This is a genomic window from Arthrobacter arabinosi, from assembly GCF_054511115.1.
Genome location: NZ_JBTNDF010000002.1, coordinates 418,945 through 443,108, shown reverse-complemented (window position 1 = coordinate 443,108; position 24,164 = coordinate 418,945). Strand labels below are relative to the sequence as shown.

Annotated in this window: 21 protein-coding genes and 1 pseudogene; 11 read left to right on the top strand and 11 right to left on the bottom strand. The window is 70.8% G+C overall.

The genetic code is table 11. The annotated features are described in order from the left end of the window. The first annotated feature begins 15 nt into the window (after window positions 1-15). Window positions 16-768 carry a GntR family transcriptional regulator gene (locus ACX80P_RS06200; protein WP_459277186.1) on the top strand — a complete coding sequence of 251 codons (753 nt, stop codon included), beginning with the start codon at window positions 16-18 and terminating at the stop codon, window positions 766-768. Here the strand turns inward: ACX80P_RS06200 and ACX80P_RS06195 are convergent. Genes ACX80P_RS06195 through ACX80P_RS06180 form a run of 4 tightly spaced genes read right to left on the bottom strand, consistent with a single transcriptional unit; the run spans window position 737 to window position 4,001 of the window. After that, window positions 737-1,993, bottom strand: a complete 1,257-nt coding sequence (locus ACX80P_RS06195; protein WP_459277185.1) for a phospholipase D-like domain-containing protein — start codon at window positions 1,991-1,993, stop codon at window positions 737-739. The genes ACX80P_RS06200 and ACX80P_RS06195 overlap by 32 nt on opposite strands. Window positions 1,994-2,043: 50 nt before the next feature. After that, window positions 2,044-2,787 carry an MBL fold metallo-hydrolase gene (locus tag ACX80P_RS06190; protein WP_459277184.1) on the bottom strand — a complete coding sequence of 248 codons (744 nt, stop codon included), beginning with the start codon at window positions 2,785-2,787 and terminating at the stop codon, window positions 2,044-2,046. Between the two features lie 32 nt (window positions 2,788-2,819). After that, entirely contained in the window at window positions 2,820-3,554 is a 735-nt protein-coding gene (locus tag ACX80P_RS06185; protein ID WP_459277183.1) for an SOS response-associated peptidase, read from the bottom strand. Between the two features lie 36 nt (window positions 3,555-3,590). After that, window positions 3,591-4,001 carry a hypothetical protein gene (locus tag ACX80P_RS06180; protein WP_459277182.1) on the bottom strand — a complete coding sequence of 137 codons (411 nt, stop codon included), beginning with the start codon at window positions 3,999-4,001 and terminating at the stop codon, window positions 3,591-3,593. A 230-nt stretch (window positions 4,002-4,231) separates the two neighbouring features. Here ACX80P_RS06180 and ACX80P_RS06175 point away from each other — a divergent pair, with 230 nt between their 5' ends. Continuing rightward, the gene (locus ACX80P_RS06175) at window positions 4,232-5,152 is read left to right on the top strand and encodes a phosphodiesterase (RefSeq protein ID WP_459277181.1); all 921 of its coding nucleotides are present in this window, start codon (window positions 4,232-4,234) and stop codon (window positions 5,150-5,152) included. Window positions 5,153-5,177: 25 nt separating this feature from the next. On the opposite strand, the gene ACX80P_RS06170 is transcribed toward ACX80P_RS06175, so the two are convergent. From ACX80P_RS06170 to ACX80P_RS06155, 4 genes are all read right to left on the bottom strand, one after another. After that, window positions 5,178-5,987, bottom strand: a complete 810-nt coding sequence (locus ACX80P_RS06170) for an MSMEG_6728 family protein (RefSeq protein WP_459277180.1) — start codon at window positions 5,985-5,987, stop codon at window positions 5,178-5,180. Window positions 5,988-6,029: 42 nt separating this feature from the next. After that, a complete protein-coding gene (locus ACX80P_RS06165; protein WP_459277511.1) occupies window positions 6,030-7,445 on the bottom strand; it encodes a stealth family protein in 1,416 nt (471 codons plus the stop codon). Between the two features lie 320 nt (window positions 7,446-7,765). Continuing rightward, on the bottom strand, window positions 7,766-8,524 hold the full coding sequence (locus ACX80P_RS06160) for a potassium channel family protein (RefSeq protein ID WP_459277179.1): 759 nt from the start codon (window positions 8,522-8,524) through the stop codon (window positions 7,766-7,768). Next, complete coding sequence (locus tag ACX80P_RS06155) at window positions 8,521-9,162, bottom strand: DUF1684 domain-containing protein (protein ID WP_459277178.1); 642 nt, start codon at window positions 9,160-9,162, stop codon at window positions 8,521-8,523. Before ACX80P_RS06155 ends, ACX80P_RS06160 begins: the two co-directional genes overlap by 4 nt. Before the next feature lie 62 nt (window positions 9,163-9,224). Here ACX80P_RS06155 and ACX80P_RS06150 point away from each other — a divergent pair, with 62 nt between their 5' ends. Together ACX80P_RS06150 and ACX80P_RS06145 are read left to right on the top strand one after the other, a co-directional pair. Continuing rightward, window positions 9,225-9,977: a TSUP family transporter gene (locus ACX80P_RS06150; RefSeq protein ID WP_459277177.1), complete on the top strand. Its 753-nt coding sequence runs from the start codon at window positions 9,225-9,227 to the stop codon at window positions 9,975-9,977. A gap of 81 nt (window positions 9,978-10,058) precedes the next feature. Then, complete coding sequence (locus ACX80P_RS06145; protein WP_459277176.1) at window positions 10,059-11,339, top strand: cell division protein PerM; 1,281 nt, start codon at window positions 10,059-10,061, stop codon at window positions 11,337-11,339. A 22-nt stretch (window positions 11,340-11,361) separates the two neighbouring features. Here ACX80P_RS06145 and ACX80P_RS06140 read toward each other — a convergent pair whose 3' ends face one another. After that, window positions 11,362-11,823 carry a hypothetical protein gene (locus tag ACX80P_RS06140; protein WP_459277175.1) on the bottom strand — a complete coding sequence of 154 codons (462 nt, stop codon included), beginning with the start codon at window positions 11,821-11,823 and terminating at the stop codon, window positions 11,362-11,364. A 39-nt stretch (window positions 11,824-11,862) separates the two neighbouring features. Between ACX80P_RS06140 and purN the strand changes: the two genes are divergently transcribed. Both purN and corA read left to right on the top strand, forming a co-directional pair. Next, complete coding sequence (purN, locus tag ACX80P_RS06135) at window positions 11,863-12,453, top strand: phosphoribosylglycinamide formyltransferase (RefSeq protein ID WP_459277174.1); 591 nt, start codon at window positions 11,863-11,865, stop codon at window positions 12,451-12,453. A 1-nt stretch (window position 12,454) separates the two neighbouring features. Next, window positions 12,455-13,471 (top strand): magnesium/cobalt transporter CorA, encoded by a 1,017-nt coding sequence (corA, locus tag ACX80P_RS06130; RefSeq protein WP_459277173.1) that lies wholly within the window; start codon window positions 12,455-12,457, stop codon window positions 13,469-13,471. A gap of 75 nt (window positions 13,472-13,546) precedes the next feature. Here corA and ACX80P_RS06125 read toward each other — a convergent pair whose 3' ends face one another. After that, complete coding sequence (locus tag ACX80P_RS06125) at window positions 13,547-16,264, bottom strand: alpha-amylase family glycosyl hydrolase (protein ID WP_459277172.1); 2,718 nt, start codon at window positions 16,262-16,264, stop codon at window positions 13,547-13,549. A gap of 153 nt (window positions 16,265-16,417) precedes the next feature. Here ACX80P_RS06125 and ACX80P_RS06120 point away from each other — a divergent pair, with 153 nt between their 5' ends. After that, window positions 16,418-17,020, top strand: a complete 603-nt coding sequence (locus tag ACX80P_RS06120; protein ID WP_459277171.1) for a DUF6318 family protein — start codon at window positions 16,418-16,420, stop codon at window positions 17,018-17,020. A gap of 10 nt (window positions 17,021-17,030) precedes the next feature. Here the strand turns inward: ACX80P_RS06120 and ACX80P_RS06115 are convergent, their stop codons facing one another. Next, window positions 17,031-18,383, bottom strand: coding sequence for an MFS transporter (locus ACX80P_RS06115; protein WP_459277170.1), 1,353 nt, complete (start codon window positions 18,381-18,383; stop codon window positions 17,031-17,033). 183 nt (window positions 18,384-18,566) lie between these two features. Between ACX80P_RS06115 and purH the strand changes: the two genes are divergently transcribed. The 4 genes and pseudogenes from purH to ACX80P_RS06095 all read left to right on the top strand — a co-directional run. Beyond that, the gene (gene purH, locus ACX80P_RS06110; protein ID WP_459277169.1) at window positions 18,567-20,171 is read left to right on the top strand and encodes a bifunctional phosphoribosylaminoimidazolecarboxamide formyltransferase/IMP cyclohydrolase; all 1,605 of its coding nucleotides are present in this window, start codon (window positions 18,567-18,569) and stop codon (window positions 20,169-20,171) included. A 111-nt stretch (window positions 20,172-20,282) separates the two neighbouring features. Further along, entirely contained in the window at window positions 20,283-22,505 is a 2,223-nt protein-coding gene (locus ACX80P_RS06105; RefSeq protein WP_459277168.1) for an NADP-dependent isocitrate dehydrogenase, read from the top strand. A gap of 207 nt (window positions 22,506-22,712) precedes the next feature. After that, a complete protein-coding gene (locus ACX80P_RS06100; protein ID WP_459277167.1) occupies window positions 22,713-23,723 on the top strand; it encodes a hypothetical protein in 1,011 nt (336 codons plus the stop codon). Between the two features lie 87 nt (window positions 23,724-23,810). Continuing rightward, window positions 23,811-24,164 (top strand): annotated as a pseudogene (locus ACX80P_RS06095) (hypothetical protein); the annotation flags it as partial.

Here is a 24,164-nt window from a genome sequence, read left to right as displayed (position 1 = left end):
GGAGGGTCGACGCCGGTGCGGCCTGACCAGGATGCCGGGGCAGCCCAGCGCGTCCTCGGCGCCGTCCGCCACGACATCATCTTCGGGGTGCTGGCGCCCGGCACCCGGATCATCGAGGCCGCACTCGCGGCGACGTACGGCGTCTCCCGCGTGCCCGTGCGGGAGGCGCTGCGGGCGCTCGAGGCGGAGGGGTTCGTCGAATCCCGGCCCTACGCCGGCTCCACGGTGGCGGCGATCCCGCTCGACGACGCCGAGGACCTCTTCGCGGTGCGCGGGGTCATCGAGGCGACGATCGCACGGCGCGCGGCGCGCCGGGCCGCCGCCCAGTTCGGCGCCGACGCACCGGACCATGCCTGGTGGTCCGCCCGGCGGGCCCTCACGGACATCCTCGGCGACGGCGACCGCGCGGTGGCGGCCGACGCCCTCGCGGAGCTCCCCGAACTGAACATCCGCTTCCACCTGGGTGTCGCCGAGCTCAGCGGCAGCTCATCGCTCGCCGCCCTGCTCCGGCAGATCTCCGGCAAGATCGAGTGGCTGTACGCGGCCGACGTCGACCATCGCGGGAAGCAGTCCTGGGGCGAGCACCGGCTCATCATCGCCGCGATCGACGCCGGCAACGGGGCGGAGGCCGAGGCCCTGATGGCCGGGCACGTGGAGTCCTCGAAACGCGGCTACCTGGAGCGCTTCGCCGCGTCCGGACAGGCATCCGGACGGGCATCCGGAGGGCCGTCCAGGGTCAGAGGAACGGACGCAGCGGAGCGAGGATGATCTCGCTGGCGCGGGCCACCAGGTGGCGGCTCTCCCACTCCTCGCGGGTCAGCTCGCGGCTGTTGGAGGAGTCCACCGCGAAGATCTTCTCCATCGTCGCCGCGAGGTCCCGGTCGAAGATCTCGAGGTTGATCTCGTAGTTGCCCGTGAGGCTGAGGCGGTCGATGTTGGCCGTGCCGACCGTGCTCCACTCGCCGTCGACCGTCGCGGTCTTCGCATGGATCATCGAGTTCTGGTAGAGCAGGATCCGCACGCCAGCGTTGATGAGGGAGGAGTAGAACCCGCGGGACAGCCAGTCGGAGACCACGTGGTTGGAATCCTCGGGGAGGATCACCCGGACGTCCACGCCGCGACGGCTGGCGCGCAGCAGGGCGTCGAGGATCTGCCGGTCGGGGATGAAGTACGCGGTGGTGATGAAGACGTGCTTGTGCGCGCGGTTGATCGCATCCAGGTAGACCCCCCGGATGGGATAGACCAGCATGGCCGGGACGTTGTTGACCGCGCGGATGCGAGGCTCCCAGTAGGTGGCGCTGAGGTCCGGCAGTTCGGGCCGCTTGGGGATGGCCCGGAGGTTCCAGAAGCTGACGAAGGCCTCGCGGAGCTCCCAGACGGACGGCCCGCGGATCTCCAGGTGCGTGTCCCGCCATTTCGTCGCGTACACCGTGCCCAGGTTGTAGCCGCCCACGAACCCGACCTCGCCGTCCACCACGAGGACCTTGCGATGGTCGAGGCCCGTGCCGCGGATGTTCGTGAAGACGATCGACGGGCGGATGACCGGGAAGCGGTAGGCGTTGACGGCGGGGTGGAAGTCGTAGAAGAACGGATTGACCACCAGGTTCGCGAAGCCGTCGTAGATGACGAAGACGTCCACGCCGCGGTCCGCGGCCCGGTTCACGGCGTCGCGGAAGCGCCGGCCCACCTCGTCGCCCTTCCAGATGTAGGTCTCGAGCAGGATCTGCTCCCGGGCGCCGTCGATGGCGGTGATCATCGCGTCGAAGAGGTCCTCGCCGTACGTGTAGACGGTGGTCTCGGTCTCGGCGATCGTGGTGTGGAACGTGCCCGGCTGCGGGAAGGCCGGGCGCCTGGTGCGCCGGCTCCTCTGGTACACGTCGACGGCGACGACGCCGGCGATGACCACCGCCTGCGCCGTGACCATGGTGAGCACCCCGCGCTTCACCGTGCCGCGCGCGAAGCCCACCATCGTCTGACGCCTCAACCAGCCCATGCCGTCAGCGTATCGTGTCGCCCGGCCGGACGGCGGAGGCCGGCCCGCGCCTAGTGCCCGCCGACCTCGAGCGCCTGCACGACCGCCGACTCCACGCCCGCGAGCCAGGGGAACCCGTGGCCGGGCAGGACCGTCGCCGCGGCGGTGGAGCGCAGCGCCTCGAGGGAGTGCAGCGCGGTCGCCATGTCGGCGGTGGCGGCACGGGCGACGACCTGCGGGCCGGGGTGGCCCGTGTAGGGGTCGAGCGTGACGAGGGCGTCGCCGCTGATGACGGCGTCGCGGTCGGGGAAGTGCAGGGCGCAGTGGCCCCTGGTATGCCCCGGCGTCGGGACGAGGAGGGGCGAGCCGGGCAGCGCTGCGGCCACCTCGGGGGTGAGCGGCAGGGTGTTCCGCACGCCACGGACCGCGACGGCGCCGGCGATGGTCATGCGCAGCAGCCCCGGCACGGCGCGTGGATAGCGCAGCGGATACAGGAACGGACTCCGCTCCCGGTCGTAGCTGTAGGGGTGCGCGGCGATCCGGGCGTCGTCGGGGTGGCAGTAGACCGGGATGCCGTAGTGGGAGCGCAGGTGCTCGGCGGTCCCCACGTGGTCGAAGTGCCCGTGGGTGAGCACGATGCCCCGGATCTCCTCGACCGTGCGCCCGATCCGGGTCAGTGCCTCGACGAGCACCCTCTTCGACCGGGGCAGCCCGGTGTCGACCAGGAGGAGGCCGTCGTCGTCCTCCACGAGGTAGACGTTCGTCCTGGCGTGCTCGAGGTAATGGACCCCCGGGGCGATGTCCGTCCTGATCATGCGTCTGTTCCGCTCGTCGTCATGCTCCGACCCTAGGGGGCAGGCGCCTGCTCGGGGAGGGGCTCGATGAGGTCGGGGCCGTTGTTGCGCACCGACCCGACGCGTGGTCCGACCAGGCGGGGCACCAGGTGCGGGTCGGGGATGGCGTCCAGGAGTTCCTGCACCGCCGGCCGGGTGTCGTTGCGTGGATCCAGCCAGTCACTCCGCAGCCCCGGTGACACGATCACCGGTGTGCGGTCGTGGATCTCGCCGAGGGCGTCGCTCGCCGGGCGGGTGATGATGGTGCAGCTCACCACCCATTCCCCCTCGGGGTGGCCGGCGGACGCCGTCGCCGGGTCGCGCCAGAACTCGTAGAGCCCGGCGAAGCCCAGGAGGGACCCGTCGGCACCGTGCAGGTAGACGGGGGTCTTCGAACCGTCGGCGTTCTTCCGCCACTCGTAGTACCCATCCGCGGGAACGATCGCGCGGCGCTTGAGCGCGGCGGACCGGAAGGACGGCTTCTCCAGCACGGTCTCGCTGCGGGCATTGATCATCCGTGATCCCACGGACGCCGACTTCGCCCAGGAGGGGATGAGCCCCCAGCGCGCCGGTTCCAGCCGGCGCGTGAGCTCGCCCGTGTGCGGGTCCAACCGCTCGACGACGAGCTGCACGGTGTCGGTCGGCGCCACGTTCCACGACGGCCGCACCTCGTCCTCGACGGCCTCGTCGACGTCGAACGCGTCGACGAGGTCCGCCTTGTTCCCTGCGATGACGAATCGTCCGCACATGCCGGGGCCTCCTGTGCTCGCGTCCTGGCCGCCGTGCTACTTCTTCCGGCGGTCCAGGATGAGGGCCAGGGCGATGCCCGTCATCCAGCTGTCCTTCGCGAGGGCCATGCCGTCCGGGCTCGGGCGGATGCCGTCCTCCATGGTCATCTCGGGGGTCCGGAGGTACATGGTCAGCATCCCTGCCGAGAAGGCGAGCAGCGCGAGCCCGGCCAGCCGGCTGGGAACGAACGGCGCGAGGAGCGCCGAGCCGATCCCGATCTCCGACGCAGCGAGGAACTTGCCGAACTGCTGCGCCTCGAGTTGGCCGACCTGGGGGAACGCCCTGGACGCCGCGGACCGGAGATAGGCGGCGGTGCCCTCGTCCAGGTCGGTCTTCCCGAGCCCCGAGTTCAGGATGTAGGCGCCGGTCACCAGGCGGAGGGGGATGTGGGTCGGACGGAATCCCATGGGAGTGCCTTTCTGCGCGGATGATCGGTCGCCTGTGAGCCTACGGGCCGCGGTGCCGCCCCGCCAGCCCGGCCTGCACGGCATCAGCGACGCGCGGAAGGCCCGAGCGCGGCGGCGCATGTTTCCTGACTGTTTCGCGCCGTGCCGTCGGGAGTTCACGGACACGGGTGGGGCCTTCTGCTTTGATGGCAAGCAAGCCAGCGTGCCCACCAGCCATCGGAGAAGGTCTCATGGTCCCCCGGACAGCAGAACACCCCCGGCCCCAGCACTTCGTCCTGCACATGAGCGACACGCACCTGCTCGGCGGCGATGCCCCGCTGTACGGGGCGGTGGACAGCGAGCAGCGGCTCCGGGAGGTGTTCGAGGACCTCGAGGTGTCCGGTGCCCGCCCGGACGCGATCGTCTTCACCGGGGACCTCGCCGACAAGGGGGAGCCGGGCGCCTACGCGAAGCTCCGGGCGATCGTGGACCCCGCCGCGGAACGGCTGGGGGCGACCGTCATCTGGGCCATGGGGAACCACGACGACCGCGCGGCCTTCCGAGCAGGGCTCCTCGACGGCGTCCCGGCGGGACGGTCCGACGCCCCGGTGGACGCCGTGCACTTCGTCGACGGCCTGCGCATCATCACCCTGGACTCCACCGTGCCGGGGCACCACCACGGCGAGCTCGCGGCCGGGCAGCTGCGCTGGCTCGCCGCGCAGCTGGAGGTGCCCGCGCCGCACGGGACCATCCTCGCCCTGCACCACCCACCCGTGCCGAGCGTCCAGGACCTCGCGGTCCTCGTGGAGCTGCGGGACCAGCGCTCCCTCGCCGACGTCGTCCGCGGTTCGGACGTGCGGACCGTCCTCGCCGGGCACCTGCACTACTCGACGACGGCGATGTTCGCCGGAGTCCCCGTCTCGGTGGCCAGCGCCACGTGCTACACCCAGGACCTGATGTTCGACGGCGGCGGCACGCGCGGCCGGGACGGCGCGCAGTCCTACAACCTCGTCCACGTCTACGAGGAGACGATCGTCCACTCGGTGGTCCCCGCGGGGCGCCACGCCACGGTGGGGGAGGTGGTCCCCCACCAGGAGACGCAGCGCCGGCTCGAGGCCTCCGGCGTGACCATCCCCGGGGGCGGGCGCGCCCGCGTGCTCACCTCGGCCTGAGACCGCCCGGGCGGGGGCAGCGTCGTCAGGTGCGCAACGCGTCGGGGAGGCCGACGGCGAAGAGCGTCCGCGGATCCTGCAGCAGCGCGGGCGGATCGACCTCGGAGCGCTCCAGCCAGCCGTCCAGCCGTACGGTGCGGACCAGCCCGTCCTCGTGCATGAAGACCCGGCCCACGTGCCCGGTCCGGAAGCGCCGGCCCTCCGCGTCGGCCAGCGCGACGGCGTCGCCCTCCTCCAGTGATTCCTCGAACGCGTGCAGCTGCCGCTCCCACTTCGGGGAGGCATGTCCGCCGGCCGGGACGGGCGGCATGAGCAGCACGGCCGTCCCGTCGTCGTGCGCGCGCACGGCGTCCCCGCTGCGCCAGATCCACAGGCGCCGGCCTGCGGGCTCCGTGGGCACGCGTTCACGCTCCGGTGCGGGCCAGACGTAGGGGAGGTCCTCGGGGACGCCGGGGAACCGGCTCCGGTAGATCTCCGGCGCCTTCTGGACCAGATTGGACCGGTGGCTGGCATGCAGCGCCGGGTCCCCGAACCACGGCGGCAGCGGTACGTCGGGCTCGTCCAGCACGGACGGGGCGAACTCGAGGATCTGCCGGTGCGTCGCATCGGCGTGGCCGCGGGACACCCATTCGGCCACCATGGCCAGTCCGTACACGGTCAGGGCCGGGACGTAGCCCATCCACATGCGGATGGCCGGATGCTGCCGCCACCCGTAGTCGGGGATGACGAGGGCGCGCAGCACCTGCAGGGTCTCGACCCGCTGCTTGCCGAGCCTCGCCTGGTCCAGCACCCGGGCGCTGGCCTCGAAGTCGGCGTACGGCAGGAAGGTCTGCATCGCGTCAGTCTGGCACGCGCGCCCGGCACCCTGGGGCGCACCCTAGATCTCCCAGGGGGCCTTGACCGGGAAGTACTTCTCGAGGAAGTCCGTCACCAGGTGGGCCCGCTCCTCGGCGGCGACCTCGGGGAAGCTGCCGTCGTTGAGGCAGAAGAAGTCCTGGTTGCGCTTGTCCAGCATCTTGTTGAGGCTCTTCAGCCCGGACCGCAGCGTGGTGTCCACGTACTTCACCTTCGCCATCTCCTGCGTGACGGCGCGCCCCGTCAGCAGCGCGTAGTAGTGGTACAGCGAGTTGGTGACCGAGATGTTGTCCTTGGCGCGGAAGCGTGATGCCGCCGTCGCTGCGAACTCCGCGGCGAACTCCGCCTCCATCTCCAGCAGGACGCTCTTCCGCAGGGGAGCGGCGGTGTGTTCGAGGTGCCGCGTGGTGATCCGTCCGAAGCGCTCGTGCAGGAGGCGCCGGTTCACGCGGGCGGCGTTCTCGAAGCCGCTGCGTTCGGCGTCGTTGTCGCCCAGGCCGATGCGCGTGTCCGCCTGGATGAACTTCGTGACGCCTCCGGGGGAGAAGAACATGTCCGGGGCGACGGGGCGTCCGAAGAACATGTCGTCGTTGGAGTACAGGAAGTACTCGGAGAGCCCCGGGATGTGCTGGAGCTGCGCCTCGACGGCCTGCGAGTTGTGGGTCGGGAGGACGGACGGGTCCCTGAAGTGCTCCTCGGAGCGCACCAGCGTGACCGACGGGTGGTCGGCGAGCCAGGCGGGCCGGTCCGAGTCGGTGGCGATGAAGATCCTGCGGACCCACGGCGCGAACATGTAGACGGAGCGCAGGGCGTACTTGAGCTCATTGATCTGCCGGAAGCGGGCCTCGTGGTCATCGCCCTCACCGACCACCACGCCCTCCATGCGGGCGGCGCGTGCGGCCCGGTACTCGGGGCTGCTGCCGTCCACCCAGGAGAAGACGAGGTCGATGTCGAAGTCGATGTCCGTGGCGTGATCGGCGAACATGTTGTCGATCGTCGGCCAGGTCAGGCCGTGGCGTTCCACCTCGCCGCGCACCACCTCGGCGGCGGGCAGGGTGCGGCGGGTGAGGGAGTTCTCCACGGGAAGTTCGATGGCGCTCTCCCCGAGCGCCCACAGTTCGATCTGCACGCCGGCCGACGGGCCGTACGCGAGCCCGCCCAGGGGCTCGATGCGCGGCCGGAACAGGCGGAAGATGCGTGCCTTCCCGCTGCTGGAGAGCTGGCCGTCACCGACCAGGAGGGTGGTGCGGCGTTTCGTGTCCACGGTGCGCGAGTAGAACGGCTCGTCCCGGCACGCCTCGACGAGCGCGGCGCGCAGCCTGTCCCGGTTGACGAGGTCGACGGCGATCACGGGCCGCTCGTCGTTGCCGCGCACCAGCAGGAACCCGATGCCGGCGTCGTCGAGTGCCCGGCGGATGAACAGCAGGTCCTCGACCATCGCCTGGTGCGGCGTGCGGTCCTGGTTGATCAGGGTGAAGCGCCGCTTGACGGTCGTGATGTCGGGACGTCCCTCGAGCCGGGCCACCGCCGCGCGTGACGCCGACTCGAGGATCTCGGCTTCGTTCTCGGGCTCGGGCGCGCCGAAGTAGATGTCGTGTTGGGCGGCCGTGTCGGTAATCGGAACCTCCGGAGAGTGCGTGCGGGTTTGCTCTCATGATAGGGCCTGCGTGGACCCGGCACGTGCGACTGCGCACCATACCGCGTCCGCCGAGCGGCGTCCACCCCTCCGTGCCCGGGAACTCTCCTGTCGCCCCGAACCTAGTCCCGTCCGGAAGGCTCGCGGTGGGCGCCGTGGGCGAGTTGCCGGGTCAGGGTGTCGATCTGGAGGCTGACGCTCGCGAGCTGCTCCTGGACCTGCGCGTCCGCCTCCCCGGGCTGCGCGCCGGCCTTCGCGACGGTCTCCACGAGCCAGGAGGCGAACGCCGCCGTGACCGCGCTGAGCACCCCGATCCCGCCGATCATGAGGCCGGCCGCCACCAGGCGCCCCGTCCCGGTGACGGGGTAGTAGTCGCCGTAGCCCACCGAGGTGACGGTGGTCAGGGCCCACCAGAGGGCGTCGGGCAGGGTCACGATCGTGGCGTCGGGGGCGTCCTGCTCGACGTCGAGCACCGCGAGTGCGCCCGCGTAGCCGAGCACCGTCATGGCCGTGACGACGTAGAGGACCAGATGCCCGCGCAGGGCGTCACCGCCGGACCGGTTGAGGACGCGCAGCAGGGGGATGAGCCGGAGCAGGCGCAGCGGACGCAGCATGGGCAGCAGCAGGATCACGAGTTCGTGCAGGTGGCGGACGAACCACCGGCCCCGCGCGGGCGCCAGCAGGAGGCTCACGAGGTAATCGGCGAGGAAGAGCCCCCACACGCCCCAGACGACGGCCTCGAGGAGCCGGGCCTCGGCGGGATCCGGGTCTCCCGTGACCTGGAGCGTGTACGCCACGAGGTAGAGGACCGCGGCGGCGACCATGGGGAGCTCGGAGCGGCGACGCCACTGCGCCTGCATCGTCGACTGGTCCCCGCTCATCGTCCGTACTCGCGATACAGCTCGCCCACGGGGACGTCCACGGCGAGCCGATTGTCCGGGCCGGGGAGGGGGCAGGCCCATGCCTCGTCGTAGGCGCAGGACGGGTTGTAGGCGAAGTTGAGGTCCACCACGAGGCGCCCCGGCTCCCGGCCCTCGCCGAGGTGCGCGCCCTTGACGGTGTCCAGGACGTAGCGCCCGCCGCCGTACGCGCCGCCGGGCCTGCCCGACGTGCCGTCGCGGAGGGGCAGGAACAGCCCGCCGCCGTAGGATCCGAGCTTCCAGAGGGCGAGCGTCCCGAGCCCGGGCAGCACGACGCTGCCGAGGCGGCGGAATGGCACGACGCCGTCCGTCGCGGTGGCGACGTCCATCACCTGTCCGGCGCCGTCGTCGTCCAGTGCCGCCTCGAACCGGAAGGCCGGGTCGTAGGGAGCCACTGCGAGCCCCGGGAAGGACTCCTTCGCGCGGTCCGAGAGGGCCGACGCCGGATGCGTGCGGAACAGGGCGTCGCGGCCTTCCCGCCACACCGCGTGGGAGGCCTCCGGCGACTCCGACGCGGCCCGCTCCCGGACGTCGTCGTACAGGCGGAAGACGCGCCGGCGCCAGTCCGCGGTGGCCAGGGCGGTGGTGAGGGCCGTCATGGGCCCAGCGTACCGGCGGGATCCCGGCGGACCTGATGGTTGCCTGCGCGTACTGTGGCTGGGTGACTCTCGGCATCTTCTGCATCGTGCTCGCCTCGATCCTCCTGGGGGCCATCGCGCAGCGTATCGCCGGTCTCGGCTTCGCGCTGCTGATCTCGCCGTTCCTCGTGATCATCCTCGGCCCGCACGCAGGGGTCCTCCTCGTGAATCTCTGCGGTGTGGTCTCCTCCGCCATCATCGTGGGCCGGGTGTGGAAGGACATCGACTGGAGCATGTTCCGGTGGCTCGTCGTCCCTTCCCTGTTCGGGTCCGTCCCGGGCTCGTTCCTCGCCGTCGTGGTCCCGGCGGCCCCGCTGTCGGTCACGGTGGGCGCCGTGGTCCTCGTGGCGCTGACCGTCTCCCTGGTACTCCAGCGCTCCGACGTCGTGGTGCGCGGCAACGCGCCGAAGGTGATCGCGGGCTTCACGGCCGGTGTCACGAACTCCATGGCCGGGGTCGGCGGCCCGGCCGTCAGCGCGTACGCCGTCCTCTCACGCTGGCCGCAGCGACCCTTCGCCGCGACGCTCCAGCCCTTCTTCGTCTGCATCGGCTCGGTCACGCTCGTCACCAAGCTCCTCCTCGACCCGGCCCAGGCGCCCGTCCTCGCGCCGTGGATGTGGGCCGCGATCGGCTTGACCATCGTGGCCGGCATCATCATCGGCGAGAAGCTCGGCCGCTTCGTCCGGGACCACCAGGCCCGCCTGTTCGTCATCGTGATCGCGTTCATCGGTGCGGGCCTCGCCGTCGTCAAGGGACTCCTCGACCTCCACGGGTGACCGGTGCCACGCCGTCCCCGTGCGTGATCCGCTCCGCGTCGGTGGGCGCCCGGGGCTCCTGCCGGTGGCACCATGGAAGGGATGAAAATCCCCACCAAGCCCCGTGCCCTTCCCATGCCCCTGTGGCTCCAGGGGGTGTTCGAGCTCGGGCAGGCCGCCGTGATCTCGGCCCTGCTCGTGGTGCTCCCGGTCGCCGCCGTCTGGCTCACCGGGGGCTTCGCGGACCGGACCGCGGAGTCCGCCGCGCGCCTGGCCGGCCAGGGCTGGCTGGTCATGCACGGGGTGCCCCTCGTCCTGCACTTCCCGCCGGGGCTCGTCGGGGCCGAGGCGGTGTCGGGGCTGCTGCACGTCGTCCCCCTCGGCCTGGTCCTGGTGCCGCTGTTCCTCGCCTGGCGTGCGGGGCGCCGCCTCGCCCGGGCCTCCTACACCGACCAGCTCTGGCAGGCGCTGCTCGGCGCCCTCGTCACCTATGCGGCGATCGGCGCGGGCATCGCGTACGTCTCGACGACACCGGACGCCTCCGCATCCCTGGTGGCGGGAGCCCTGATCCCTCCCGTGTCCGCCGGGATCGGGCTGATCACCGGCGCCTACCGTGAGGCGGGCGCCTGGAGCCGGCTGGTCGGCGTGGACTTCGCGGCCTGGGTGGGCCGCACCAGCCAGCACTCCCGCTGGGCGGGGTCCTACGCCTGGTCGATCGTCCGTTCCGGATTCATCGCCGTCCTGATCGCCGCGGGCCTGTCGGCCGCCCTCCTCGCCGTCGCCATCGGGCTGAACTGGGCGGGCATCGCCGCGATCTACGAACGGCTCGACGGCGGGATCGCCGGAGCGTCCGTCATCACCCTGCTGCAGCTCGGGCTCCTGCCCAACCTCGCCGTGTGGACGATGTCCTGGTCCACGGGTGCCGGCTTCGCCCTGGGTACGGGAAGCTCCCTCACGCCGCTGGCCAGCACCGTCGGGCCGCTTCCCGCCCTGCCCGTCCTCGGCGCACTTCCGGCGGGCCAGCTCGCGTACGGGTACGCCGCGCTGGCCATCCCGGTCCTCGCCGGACTCCTCGCCGGCTGGTGGTTCTTCCGTGAGGGTGAGAACCACTTCGACGAGTGGCTCGTGCTGCGCAGCAGCCGGCGGTGGCTCACCGCCACGGCGTCGACCCTCGCGCTCGCCGGGCTCATCGGCATCACCGCCGGACTGGGCGGCGCCGCCGTCGCCCTCCTCTCGCGCGCCTCGCTCGGCCTGGGCCGCTTCACGGACCTGGGGCCCGACCCTCTGGCGGTCGCCCTGTGGCTCGCCCTGGAGGTGGCCGTCGGCGCTCTGCTCGGGCACGCCCTCGGGCCCCTGCTCGAGCGGGAGCCGCGGCGGCGCTGAGCAACGCGCGCGGCAGGCGGCCCTACGCCCCGCCGATCCCGTCGAGGTTCCGCAGGCCGTCCTGGCAGTCCTTCTGCGCCTGGAGGGTGAGGGCGCGTGACATGCAGTCCTCGTAGGTCCGGGTGAGGGGCCAGAGGACGATCGACGCGGCGGTGCCCGCCGTGAGGAACAGGGCGGCGGCCAGGCCGAGGGAGGTCGCGAGCACCACGATCCGGGGGAGTTTCGCACCGACGGCCCTGACGAGCCCGACGACGCCGGCGGCCAGGGCGAGCAGCGCCAGGACGAGCGCGAGCACCTTCCACGGGAGCACGAGTCCGCTCGTCAGCGATGCCCCGAGGAGTGCCGCGAGGAACAGGCGCAGCCAGCGGCGGGCCGATGCGGCACGCGCTGCTGCGGGGTCCTCCGGCGCTTTCCGCCCCGTCCCGGATCCCCGCGGACGGGCCTGATCGGTGTCCTGCTGCCTCGTGGGTCCTCGCCTCGCCATGGTTCAACCCTAGGCGAGGGAAGACCTTAAGGTTGAGTCATGCGCATCGTAGTCCTCGTCTCCGGCTCCGGATCGAACCTCCAGGCCGTGATCGACGCCGTCGCGGAGGGCCGCCTCCCCGTGACCGTCGCCGCCGTCGGGGCCGACCGTCCCGGCACGGGCGGCGTCCGGCGTGCCGCCGCGGCAGGTATCCCGACGTTCGAGGTGGACTTCCGGCAGTACGGGGAGCGGACGGACTGGAACCGCGCCCTCACCGACGCCGTCGCGGCGCACCGGCCGGACTACGTGGTGTCCTCGGGGTTCATGCGGATCGTCGACCAGCACTTCCTCGACGCGTTCCCCGATCGCTACCTCAACACCCACCCGGCGCTCCTGCCGAGCTTCCCCGGAGCCCACGGCGTCCGTGACGCCCTCGCCTACGGCGTGAAGGTGACGGGCTGCACCGTCATGATCGCCGACGCCGGCGTGGACACCGGACCCATCCTCGCCCAGGCCGCCGTGGCCGTCCTGCCCGGCGACACCGAGGAGACACTCCACGAGCGGATCAAGGTGGAGGAGCGCCGGCTCCTGATCGAGACCCTCGCCGCGCTTGCCGGCGGACCTGCGGTCTCCGCGCGGATCGGGGCCTGAGATGCCCCTGGTCGCCAACGCCGTCTACGTCGGCGGGAAGAGGCACATCAGCCCCGACACCCTGGACCAGACGTTCGAGATCATGCGGGAGAGTGGCGGCATGGGCTGGATCGGCCTGTACCGTCCCGACCGTGAGGAGATCAGCGCCGTCGAGGCGGAGTTCGGCCTCCATGCGCTCGCCGTCGAGGACGCCACCAACGGGCACCAGCGGGCGAAGCTGGAACGGTACGGCGACACCCTCTTCCTGGTGCTGCGGCCCGCCCGCTACCTCGACGCCGAGGAGAAGGTCGAGTTCGGCGAGCTGCACATCTTCGTCGGGCAGGACTTCGTCGTGACCATCCGGCACGCGGAGTCGCCGGACCTCGGGGTGGTGCGCCGGCGGCTCGAGGCGGATCCGGAGCTCCTCCGCGCGGGGCCGCAGGCCGTCCTCTACGCGCTGCTCGACCAGGTGGTGGACGAGTACGGACCCGTGGTGCAGGGTCTGGAGAACGACATCGACGAGATCGAGAACGAACTGTTCGGGGGAGCCCCTGACGTCTCGCGGAGGATCTACGAGCTGCACCGGGAGGTCATCGAGTTCCAGCGCGCAGCGCAGCCCCTCGACGCGATGATGGACGCCCTGCTCCGGGGGTCCGAGAAGTACCGGATGGACGACGAACTCACGCGGAACCTCCGCGACGTGCAGGACCACGTGATCCGGGTCGTCGAGCGCATCACGACGTTCCGCACCCTGCTGCAGAACGCCCTGACGGTGCACTCCACCCTCGTGGCCCAGCGGCAGAACGAGGAGATGACGCGGATGACGGAGACCTCGCTGACGCAGGGCGAGGAGGTCAAGAAGATCTCCTCCTGGGCTGCGATCCTCTTCGCGCCGACCCTCATCGCCTCGATCTACGGCATGAACTTCGATGCCATGCCCGAGCTGCACTGGAGTCTCGGCTACCCGTTCGCGCTCGTGCTCATGGTCGCGATGGGCGCGGGCCTGTACTGGGCCTTCAAGCGCAACGACTGGCTCTAGGCGTACGGCGCCGCACACGACGACGGCCGGGACCCCGTGGTCCCGGCCGTCGCCGCGTGCGGTGCTTCCGGCGGGTCAGCGCGTGCTGATCACGTGCGTCCTGTGGTCGTACACGAAGGTCACGGGACCGCCCGCGTGCTTGAGGGCGATGTTGCTGCCGTCACGTCCGCCGCCGGCACCGTAGTTCTCGGCCCAGCTGCGGTTGAGGGCCGCCTTGTACTCGTAGCTGCCCGCGGGCAGGTCGGCGACCTCGAGGATCCAGGTCTGCGACGCGGCGTCGAACGTCATCTGTGCCTGGTCGCACGCCGGATCCCAGTCCCCGCCGCAGCCCAGTTCGGAGTCGAGGCTGCCGGCCACGGCCACGGTGCCGGGCTGTTCGATGACCGACCCGACCGTCACGGTCCTGATGTCACTCACCGAGGTACCGATCACGGCCCGGTACCGCACCTGGGTGCCCTCGGCGAGGCCGAGGGCCGTGAGGTCGTCGACGGCCGTGTAGGTCGGCGACGAGTCGTCCGAGCCGATGGCCGTCCACGCCCCACCGTCGATGCTGCGCTCGAGGGTGACGGCGTACTCGGAGTCCTCCGGACTGGCCGTGGCGGTGACCGTGACCTCACCCTGCACCTGAGTGCCCTCGGCGGGGAGGCCCATGGTCAGCCGCGGCTGCGGCACGGCTGCGGACACCGCCGCGGAGGTCCGGGTGTGGCGGGCGTTGTCGAGGACCACGGCGCGGTAGTCCACGGCCGTCCCGGCGGGCAGGGCGCTCGTGTCGTGGTAGACGCTGTAGGGCGCGTTGTCGTCCGTGCCGATGCTCGTCCACGCGGAGCCCGGGGTGCGGGCCTCGAAGGTGACCTCGTAGAACGAGGAGCCGGCGACGTCGGCGGCCACCTTCATGCGGCTGTTGTCCTCGGCGGCGGGTGCCGGCTGCTGCAGGCCGATCACCGGGGCGGCCTTGGAGTGCGGGATTCTCCCGGCCAGCTCGTAGACCACGGTGGACAGTGCGGGGACCGTCACGGTGAGGGTGCCGTCGGCCGCCGACGTCGCGTGCTTCGGGGCGTCCCCGTAGACGAGGCCGAAGGCGCGCTTGCCGGCGTAGGTGGGGATGGCCGCGGTTTGCGGCTCGGTGCTGTTGTTCAGCGCCACCACGTACTCGCGCTGGTCCTTCGCGTCGGTGCGGGAGAACGCGTAGATGCCGGGGCCCTCGGAGGCGTACCGGTGCTGGTGGGCGCCGTTGCGCAGGGCCGGGTGCTCCGAGGTGACGTCGGCCAGGGTCGCGATGCCCTGGTACAGGGGGTGGGTCGTGTCGAAGTTGTCCGTGGCGTGGGTCGCGTCGGTGCCCAGCAGGTCGTCGTCGAGGTATTCGGGGACCTGGCTCGCGAACAGCGTCTGCCGCGCGTCCTGGTCGCCGCCCGGGCCCGTGAAGCCCTGCTCGTCGCCGTAGTAGATCACCGGGTTGCCGCGCGAGAAGTACATCAGTTCGTGCGCGAGGGTGTCACGGGCCACCAGCTCGTCGTCGGCGGCACCGGGGTTGTCGCTCGCGATGAAGCTGCCGATCCGGCCCATGTCGTGGTTCCCGAGGAAGGTCGGGAGGCTGTAGGCGTTGGAGTCGGCGTCCGTGTACCAGTCGTCGCCGGCGAAGAAGCGCTGGAGATCGCTCGCCGGGGCGCCCTGCGACGCGTAGCCGCGGGCCGCGGCCTGGAACGGGAAGTCGAGGACGGACTGCATCCTGTTGCGGGTCGTGAACTGCGAGGTGAAGGACTTGGTGGTGTCGAAGACCTCGCCGAACATGAAGAACTCGTCCTTGCCCTGCGCCTGCGCGTAGGAGAGCACCTCGGGGCCGAACTCCTGCCAGAACTCGTCGTTGACGTGCTTCATGGTGTCGATCCGGAAGCCGTCCACGCCGAAGTCGGCGATCCACGTCTTGTAGATGTCGATCATGCCGTCCACCACCCGGGGGTGCTCGGTGGAGAGGTCGTCGAGGCCGAAGAAGTCGCCGTAGTAGGCGTCCTCGCCGGCGAAGGTCGTGTCGCCGCGGTTGTGGTACAGCGTGGGATCGTTCAGCCATTCGGGGACCTTCAGGTCCTTGTCGGCCTCCGGCACCACCGGGACGTACGGGAAGGAGGTCTCGGCGTCGAGCGCGGGGAAGGTGTCGGTGCCCGCGTAGTCGCGGTCGTCGAACGCCGTGCCGGCGGCGTCGCGGTACGGCTCCTCGTCCTTGGAGATGTAGGGGGCGCGCTCGCCGGCGTCGTAGCCGATCACGTCCGCGGTGTGGTTGGTGATGATGTCGAAGTAGACCTTCATCCCACGCGCGTGCGCGGCGTCGATCAGGGCCTTCAGGTCCTCGTTGGTGCCGAGGTGCGGGTCGATCTGCGTGAAGTCGGTGATCCAGTAGCCGTGGTAGCCGGCCGAGTTGTCCTCGGGCTGCACCGCGCGGTTCTTGAAGCTCGGGGTGAGCCAGATGGAGGTGGTGCCCGTGCCCTGGATGTAGTCCAGTTCCTGGAGCAGGCCCTTGAGGTCGCCGCCGTTGTAGTAGCCCTTCCGGGTGGGGTCGAAACCGGACACCGACGGGTCGGCGCCGAGGCCGCCGTCGTCGTTGGCCGTGCTGCCGTTCTTGAAGCGGTCGGCCATGACGAAGTAGAAGTTCTCGTCCGTCACGGCGGAGCGCAGCGAGTGCTGGGCCGACGCGGCGGGGGAGTCTGCCGGGTTCTTCGGAGCGGAAAAGGCGGGGGGTGCGGCGACTGAACCGGCAACAAGGGCGGTCAGCACGACGACGGTGGCGTGGCGTGGTCTCACGGGGTCTCCTTCGGGGGTCAGGCACCAGCGTGTCTGACGTCACACGGCGAGTCAATCCTCCCCGCGCAATTTACGTGAAAACTATTTCGCACCCCGCTAGGCTAGTAGTGGCCTTAGGCCACTACTGATCCGTCGAGCACCGTTGGGACCACCATGACCTTCCCCCGCCATGCGGCCACCGCCGCCCTCACCCTGCTGGCCCTCACGGCCTGCGCCGCCCCCTCCGGAACGGCGCCGGCCGCACCGGCGGACGCGTCGCCGTCGCCGGCCAGTTCGTCGGCCGCCGCGGTGAACATCCAGGCGCCCGCGACCAACGAGCTCGCGGGGGAGGCGAGCGCCGGCGGCGCACGCGCGTTCCTCTACTACTACTTCGACGTGAAGGCCTACGTCCTCCAGACCGGGGACGACACCGCACTCCTCGCCCACCTGGACGGCGCCGCGGCCGAGCAGGCCGAGGCCGAGCGCCTGAACGCCGTCTACGCCGACGGCGGCTGGGTGCTGGGTGGGCAGCCCAAGGTGGAGAACGTGTACCTCACCACGCCGGAGGAGGACGTGGTGGAGGGTGCTGATGTCACCGCCCTGATCCCCGTCAACCCGGACGCGTACACCGAGTTCGCGGAGGACGGCTCGATCACCACACAGCGCCCGTTCTCGCCCGAGGGCACCGTCTACAGTGCGACCGTCCGCTTCGCCGACGATGCCTGGAAGGTCGTCTCGCTCGAGGAGACCCCGGACGCTGAGCTGCCCGAGTCCTAGCCGGCGCGGCTCAGCGCAGCCCGGCGGCCTTCGTCTCGGGCGCGTTGAAGGCCATGAACACGACGGCGAGGACCACGAGGCCGCCGATGAGCGCGAACGTGAGGGGCAGGCCGAGCAGGGGCCACAGCAGGGTGCCGAAGATCAGCGGCACGAGGCCCGCCCCGATACGGGAGATGGTCGACGCCCAGCCGAACCCGCTGCCCCGCAGCTCGGTGGGGTAGAGCTCGGAGACGTAGGTGTACAGCACGGGGATCGCCACCTGCACCACGAAGCCGAAGGCCAGCAGCCACGCCGTGGCGACCGCCGGCAGGTCCAGGGTCAGCGCGAAGGCCACGAGGAGTGCCGCCGAGCCCGGGCCGGTGATCGCCAGCAGCCACTTGCGGCCCACACGCTCCACCAGCAGGGCCGCGGCGATCACGCCGAGGAAGCCGACGCCGGTCATGAACGTGGTGGTGATGAACGCGACGGACTGCGCGTAGCCGGAACTGATGAGGATGCGCGGCATCCACGTGAGGGCCCCATAGTAGACGAGCAGGATGGTCAGGAACAGGCTCCAGGCCGTCAGGGTGATGCGCCAGTCGAAGCGCCAGAGACCCGTGAGCTGTCCGGAGATGCTGCCGAGCGAGAGCCGGGGTGTGTCCTCGGGCTCCGGCAGGCGCCACGGACGCTCCTCGGCGCCGGTCCTCGCCACGAGGTCGTCGATGACGGCGCGGGCTTCCTCGCGCCGCCCCCGCTGCACGAGGTACAGCGGCGACTCGGGCACGCTGCGCCGCACCCAGAACACCAGCAGCGCCGGCAGCACCATGACGAGCATGGCGTACCGCCAGTCGCCGGTCTGCGCGACGATCGCCGTCGTCACCACGCCGCAGAGGAAGGCACCGATCGGCCACCAGGCGTCCATCGCCGTCAGGACCCGGCCGCGCTGGCGCCGCGGCGTGAACTCGCCGACGAGCGCGTAGTCCACGGGGATGCAGCCGCCGAGGCCGAAGCCGGCCAGGAACCGGAACACGCAGAACCACACGATGTCCGGGGAGAACGCCCCGAGCACCGTGAAGAGCGCGAAGACGAGCAGCGTGAGGGTGAACGCCTTCTGGCGGCCGATGATGTCCGCGACGGATCCCCACGCGAAGGCGCCGACCGCCATGCCGATCAGGTTCGACGTCGCGATCCACGCCGCCTGGCCCGAGGTGAGCCCCCAGTCACCGATGAGCAGCGGGATCAGGTAGGCGTTCAGGGTCACGTCCCAGGCATCGAACATGAAGCCGAGGCCGCCGATGAGGAAGATCTTCCCCTGGACCTTCCAGCGCCAGGGGAGATCCTGCACGACCTGGTCGCCGGTGGGGAGGTGCGTCTCGATGCTCATGGTGCCTTCGGGGAGGGTACGGGTACTGCGAGAACTGTACGCACCTTTTCTCCGCCGGAAGGCAGGAAAGACCGGATCAAGGCCCCTTCCGCGGTCTTCTCCGCCCTTTCGGGCACGGCGCCGCCGGAAGGGCACGCCTATAGACTGGAGGATGACCCAGCAAAGCGACCTACGGAGATCTGCGTGAGCCTGCCCCACCTCGACCGTGTCCCCATCCGCCGAGCACTCATCTCGGTGTTCGACAAGACCGGACTGGAGGAGCTGGCGCAGGGACTGCACCGCGCGGGTGTCGCCATCGTCTCCACGGGCTCGACGGCGCAGCGCATCGCCGCAGCGGGCGTCCCCGTCACCGAGGTCTCCGAGGTGACCGGCTTCTCCGAGACCCTCGACGGCCGCGTGAAGACCCTCCACCCCAAGGTCCACGCCGGCATCCTCGCCGACCGGCGTCGCCAGGAGCACATCGACCAGCTCGCCGAGCTCGACATCGAGGCGTTCGACCTCGTGGTCGTCAACCTCTACCCCTTCGTCGAGACCGTCCGCTCGGGCGCTGAGCCCGACGACGTCGTCGAGCAGATCGACATCGGCGGGCCGGCGATGGTCCGGTCCGCGGCGAAGAACCACCCGTCGGTCGCCGTCGTCGTCGATCCCGCGCGGTACGGCGACGTCGTCACTGCCGCCGCGGAGGGCGGCTTCGACCTGAGGGCACGACGCCGGCTCGCCGCGCTCGCCTTCGCGCACACCGCCGCGTACGACACCGCCGTTGCGTCCTGGACCGCCGAGCAGTTCGAGATCGACGACGACGACGCCGCCTGGCCCGGCTACGCGGGCCTCGCCCTCGAGCGGTCCGAGGTGCTGCGCTACGGCGAGAACCCGCACCAGCAGGCCGCGCTGTACGTGGAGAAGGGTGCCACGCCGGGCATCGCGCAGGCCGACCAGCTCCACGGCAAGGCCATGAGCTACAACAACTTCGTCGATGCGGACGCCGCCCTGCGCGCGGCCTTCGACTTCGACGAGCCCGCCGTCGCGATCATCAAGCACGCCAATCCGTGCGGCGTCGCCGTCGGATCCGCCGACGCCGAGGACCCCATCGCCGATGCGCACGCGAAGGCCCACGCCTGCGACCCGGTCTCCGCGTTCGGCGGCGTCATCGCCGCGAACCGCGAGGTCACCGCGGGCATGGCCCGGACCGTGAAGGAGATCTTCACGGAGGTCGTGATCGCGCCGTCCTTCTCCGCCGAAGCCGTCGAGATCCTCTCCCAGAAGAAGAACATCCGGCTCCTGACCCTGCCGGACGGCTACGGACGGAACCCGGTGGAGTTCCGCCAGGTCTCCGGGGGAGTGCTCATGCAGGTCGCCGACGCCCTCGACGCGGAGGGCGACGACCCCGCAGGCTGGACCCTCGCCGCCGGTGAGGCCGCCGACGAGGCTACGCTCGCCGACCTCGCCTTTGCCTGGAAGGCCTGCCGCGCCGCCAAGTCGAACGCGATCCTGCTCGCCGCCGGCGGCGCCTCCGTCGGCGTCGGCATGGGTCAGGTCAACCGCGTCGACTCGTGCCGGCTCGCCGTCGAACGCGCCAACACCCTGGGCAGTACCGAGCGCGCCCGCGGGTCGGTGGCGGCGTCCGACGCCTTCTTCCCCTTCGCCGACGGCCTCCAGATCCTGCTCGACGCCGGAGTCCGGGCGGTCGTGCAGCCGGGCGGATCGGTGCGCGACCAGGAAGTGATCGACGCCGCGAATGCCGCCGGCGTGACGCTGTACCTGACGGGCGCGCGCCACTTCTTCCACTGACGCCACCCGCTATCCGCCGTTAGGCGGAGCCCGACGAAGCTCGGTAGGTTAGAGCCGATGGGCAACCCCAACCACCCGCACACCGCAAGAGCTCCAGGGAGACGCCAACCCATGGCCAAGATCATCTACACCCACACCGACGAAGCGCCGATGCTCGCCACCTACTCGTTCCTGCCGATCGTCGAGGCGTTCGCGTCCACAGCGGGCGTCGAGGTGGAGACCCGGGACATCTCGCTGTCGGGGCGCATCATCGCCCTCTTCGGTGACCACCTCACCGAGGACCAGCGGATGGAGGATGCACTCGCCGAGCTCGGCGCACTGGCGAAGACGCCGGAAGCGAACATCATCAAGCTGCCGAACATCAGCGCGTCCATCCCGCAGCTCAAGGCGGTCATCGCCGAGCTCCAGGGCCAGGGCTACGCCCTGCCGGACTACCCTGACCACCCGACGACGGACGAGGAGAAGGACGTCCGCGCGCGATACGACAAGGTCAAGGGCAGCGCCGTGAATCCCGTGCTCCGCGAGGGCAACTCGGATCGCCGCGCCCCCGCGTCCGTCAAGAACTACGCGCGGCAGAACCCGCACAGCATGGGTGCCTGGTCGCCGGAGTCGAAGACGAACGTCGCGCACATGACGGGCGACGACTTCCGCTCCAACGAGAAGTCCGTCGTCATCCCGGCCGACGGCACCGTCTCGATCCGGCACGTCGCCGCCGACGGCACGGTCAGCGTGCTCAAGGACTCGTTCCCCGTGCTCGCCGGCGAGGTCGTCGACGGCACCGTGATGCGGGCCGCCGCCCTCAACGACTTCCTGACGGCGCAGGTCGCCCGGGCCAAGCAGGAGGGTGTGCTCTTCTCGGCGCACCTCAAGGCCACCATGATGAAGGTGTCCGACCCCATCATCTTCGGTCACGTGGTCCGCGCGTTCCTGCCCGAGCTGTTCGAGAAGTACGGTGCCGAGCTCACCGCCGCGGGACTGAGCCCGAACAACGGCCTGGCCTCCATCCTCGGCGGCCTCGACAAGCTGCCCGAGGATGTCCGCGAGGGCGTCCGGCAGGCCATCGCGCAGGGCATGGAGGACGGTCCAGCGATCGCGATGGTGGACTCCGACAAGGGCATCACCAACCTCCACGTGCCCAGCGACGTGATCGTCGACGCGTCCATGCCCGCCATGATCCGCAGCTCCGGTCACATGTGGGGACCGGACGGCAAGGAAGCCGACACGCTCGCCGTCCTGCCGGACAGCAGCTACGCCGGCATCTACCAGGTGGTCCTCGACGACTGCCGCGCCCACGGCGCCTTCGACCCCACCACGATGGGAACCGTCCCGAACGTGGGCCTCATGGCCCAGGCCGCCGAGGAGTACGGCAGCCACGACAAGACCTTCGAGGTCCAGTCCGCCGGTACGGTCCAGCTGGTCGACGGCGAGGGCACGGTGCTGATCGAGCACGACGTCGAGCCCGGCGACATCTGGCGGGCCTGCCAGACGAAGGACGCCGCGATCCTCGACTGGGTGAAGCTCGCCGTGACCCGTGCACGAGCCTCGGCAACGCCGGCGGTGTTCTGGCTCGACAAGGACCGCGCCCACGACGCCAACCTCATCACGAAGGTCAAGGAGTACCTGGCCGAGCACGGTACGGATGACGTCACACTCGAGATCATGACGCCCGTCGACGCCACGGCCTTCACCCTCAAGCGCATCCGCCAGGGCGAGGACACCATCTCCGTCACCGGCAACGTGCTCCGCGACTACCTGACGGACCTGTTCCCGATCCTCGAACTGGGCACCAGCGCCAAGATGCTCTCCGTGGTCCCCCTCATGAACGGCGGCGGGCTCTTCGAGACCGGGGCCGGTGGGTCGGCTCCCAAGCACGTTCAGCAGCTCGTGCAGGAGAACCACCTCCGCTGGGACAGCCTCGGCGAGTTCCTCGCCCTGGCTGTCAGCTTCGAACACCTGGCGACGACGACGGGCAACGCCCGCGCGCAGATCCTCGCCGACACGCTCGACCGGGCGACGGGCACCTTCCTGCTCGAGAACAAGTCGCCCAGCCGACGGGTCGGCGAGATCGACAACCGCGGGAGCCACTACTTCCTCGCCCGCTACTGGGCCGAGGAACTGGCCAAGCAGGAGCAGGATGCCGAGCTCGCGGAGAGCTTCGCCCGGGTGGCCGAGGCGCTGACGGGCAACGAGGACACCATCGTGTCCGAGCTGCTCGCCGTCCAGGGGTCACCTGCGGATATCGGCGGGTACTACCACCCCGACGTCACGAAGGTGACCCAGGTGATGCGTCCTTCGGCGAAGCTGTCGGAGGTCCTGGCGATCCTCGCGAAGTAGGTCCCACTTCCGCACCCCAGCCGGTGTACCGCGTCCGCGGTACACCGGCTCCTGCGTGTCCGGAGGGTTTACAGGAGATCCTCGGTCGGTTTAGGGTTTCTCCTAGGTCTCAGCCTGGGGGGTAGTGCGATGAACGCTCATGAGCGTCGGTCTCGTCCTTCCAGCGCGCGCACCTTCCTCCTTGCCGCAGCCGGTGCTCTCGGCCTGATGGCCGTCGGTGCATCCGCTGCGACTGCGGCCGATGCACCTCCCGGCCCCGGTCTCCTCGGTTCGGTCACCGGGGCCCTCGATTCCACGGGAGCGGCCGCAGGGCTGTCCGCGGTCACCGATCCGCTGCACAACGTCGCCGCCCACGCTGTACCGGCGTCGGGATCGCCATCACTCCTTCACGATGCTCCCGTACTGCCCGATCTCGTGGCACGCGTCCCCGACGTCGTCAGCGCGCCGGCAGGCACGGTCCTCGTACCCGTCACGACCCTGGTCGATGGTGTGCTCGCCGAGGTGCCGATCGTCCAGTCGGTGGTCCCCGCGGGGACGGTTGCCGGAGTGACGGCTCCTGTGGTGGGTGTCGTCGACGGGGCCGTGGGCGGGGTCACCGGTCCGGTGCTCGAGGTGGTTGCGCCCGTCACCGGGATCATCGACCCGGTCGTCGACGTCGTCGTGCCTGTCCCGGATCAGGGTGTCCTGCCTCCCGTGGTGTCCGGTCCCCAGGCGCCGACTCCGATCCCCGTGCCGATCATGCCGTCGGCTCCGGCGGACGGGGTCCTGCCTGAAGCCGGTGCGGAGCCGATCACGCCTGGGCCGGCGACGCCGGAAGCATCCGCCGACGGCCGCGCCGCCTCCGGTGCAGACGTCGCGGACGCGGACGCGGGCACGCTCCGCGGGACTGCTGCGGCTGCTCCGGTCTCGCCCGCAGGGTCGGCCGGAGCCGGTCTTCCCGCTCCGGATCAGCAGATCGACGTCGTCGACGTCGCCCTTCCCGCCGACGGCGGGATGGTGCGGGCCGTCCCGGAGGTCCCAGCGCTGCCGGCGGCACCGCCGTCGCCCTCCGCGGCTCCTCCGTCCTCCATGACCGGCGCCGGGTCTGCGGCGCCGCTCGCCGCGCTCGGCGGGGCGTTCTTCCTGGTCCTGCCGGTCCTGGGCCGGGCCGGCCGGCTTTCCATGTCTTCCGGGCTTCCCTCGGGCCCGAGCTTCGATCCCGGTTCATCTCCTGATTAGTGGCGGCCTCGCCGCGCGTTCCCGCGCGACCGATGCCAACGGCGCCAGCGCGCGCCTTCATGCCACGTCGATCTACAGGAGAACATCATGCGTACATGCATTCAGCGAGGGCTCTACGGGGTCCTCCTAGCCGGGGGCGTCGTCGTCCTCGGAGCAGGAGCCGCGACAGCGGCGGACCAGTCCACCGGAACCACGACGGTCGACGCCGGCCTGGGCGCCGCCGTCACGGCACCGCTCTCGGCCGGAACCACGAGCAGCTCGATCATCGGGGAGACCGTCGCAGTGCTGGGCGGATCCGTCGACCTCCCTTCCTCCGGCGGCGTCCTCGATGGGGGGCTGCTGGACGGCGGGATCCTGGACGGCGGGATCCTGAACGGCGGGACTGCCACCGGGAATGTGATCGCCCCGGAGGTGGTCGTGCCCGTGAACGTCGGCTGCACC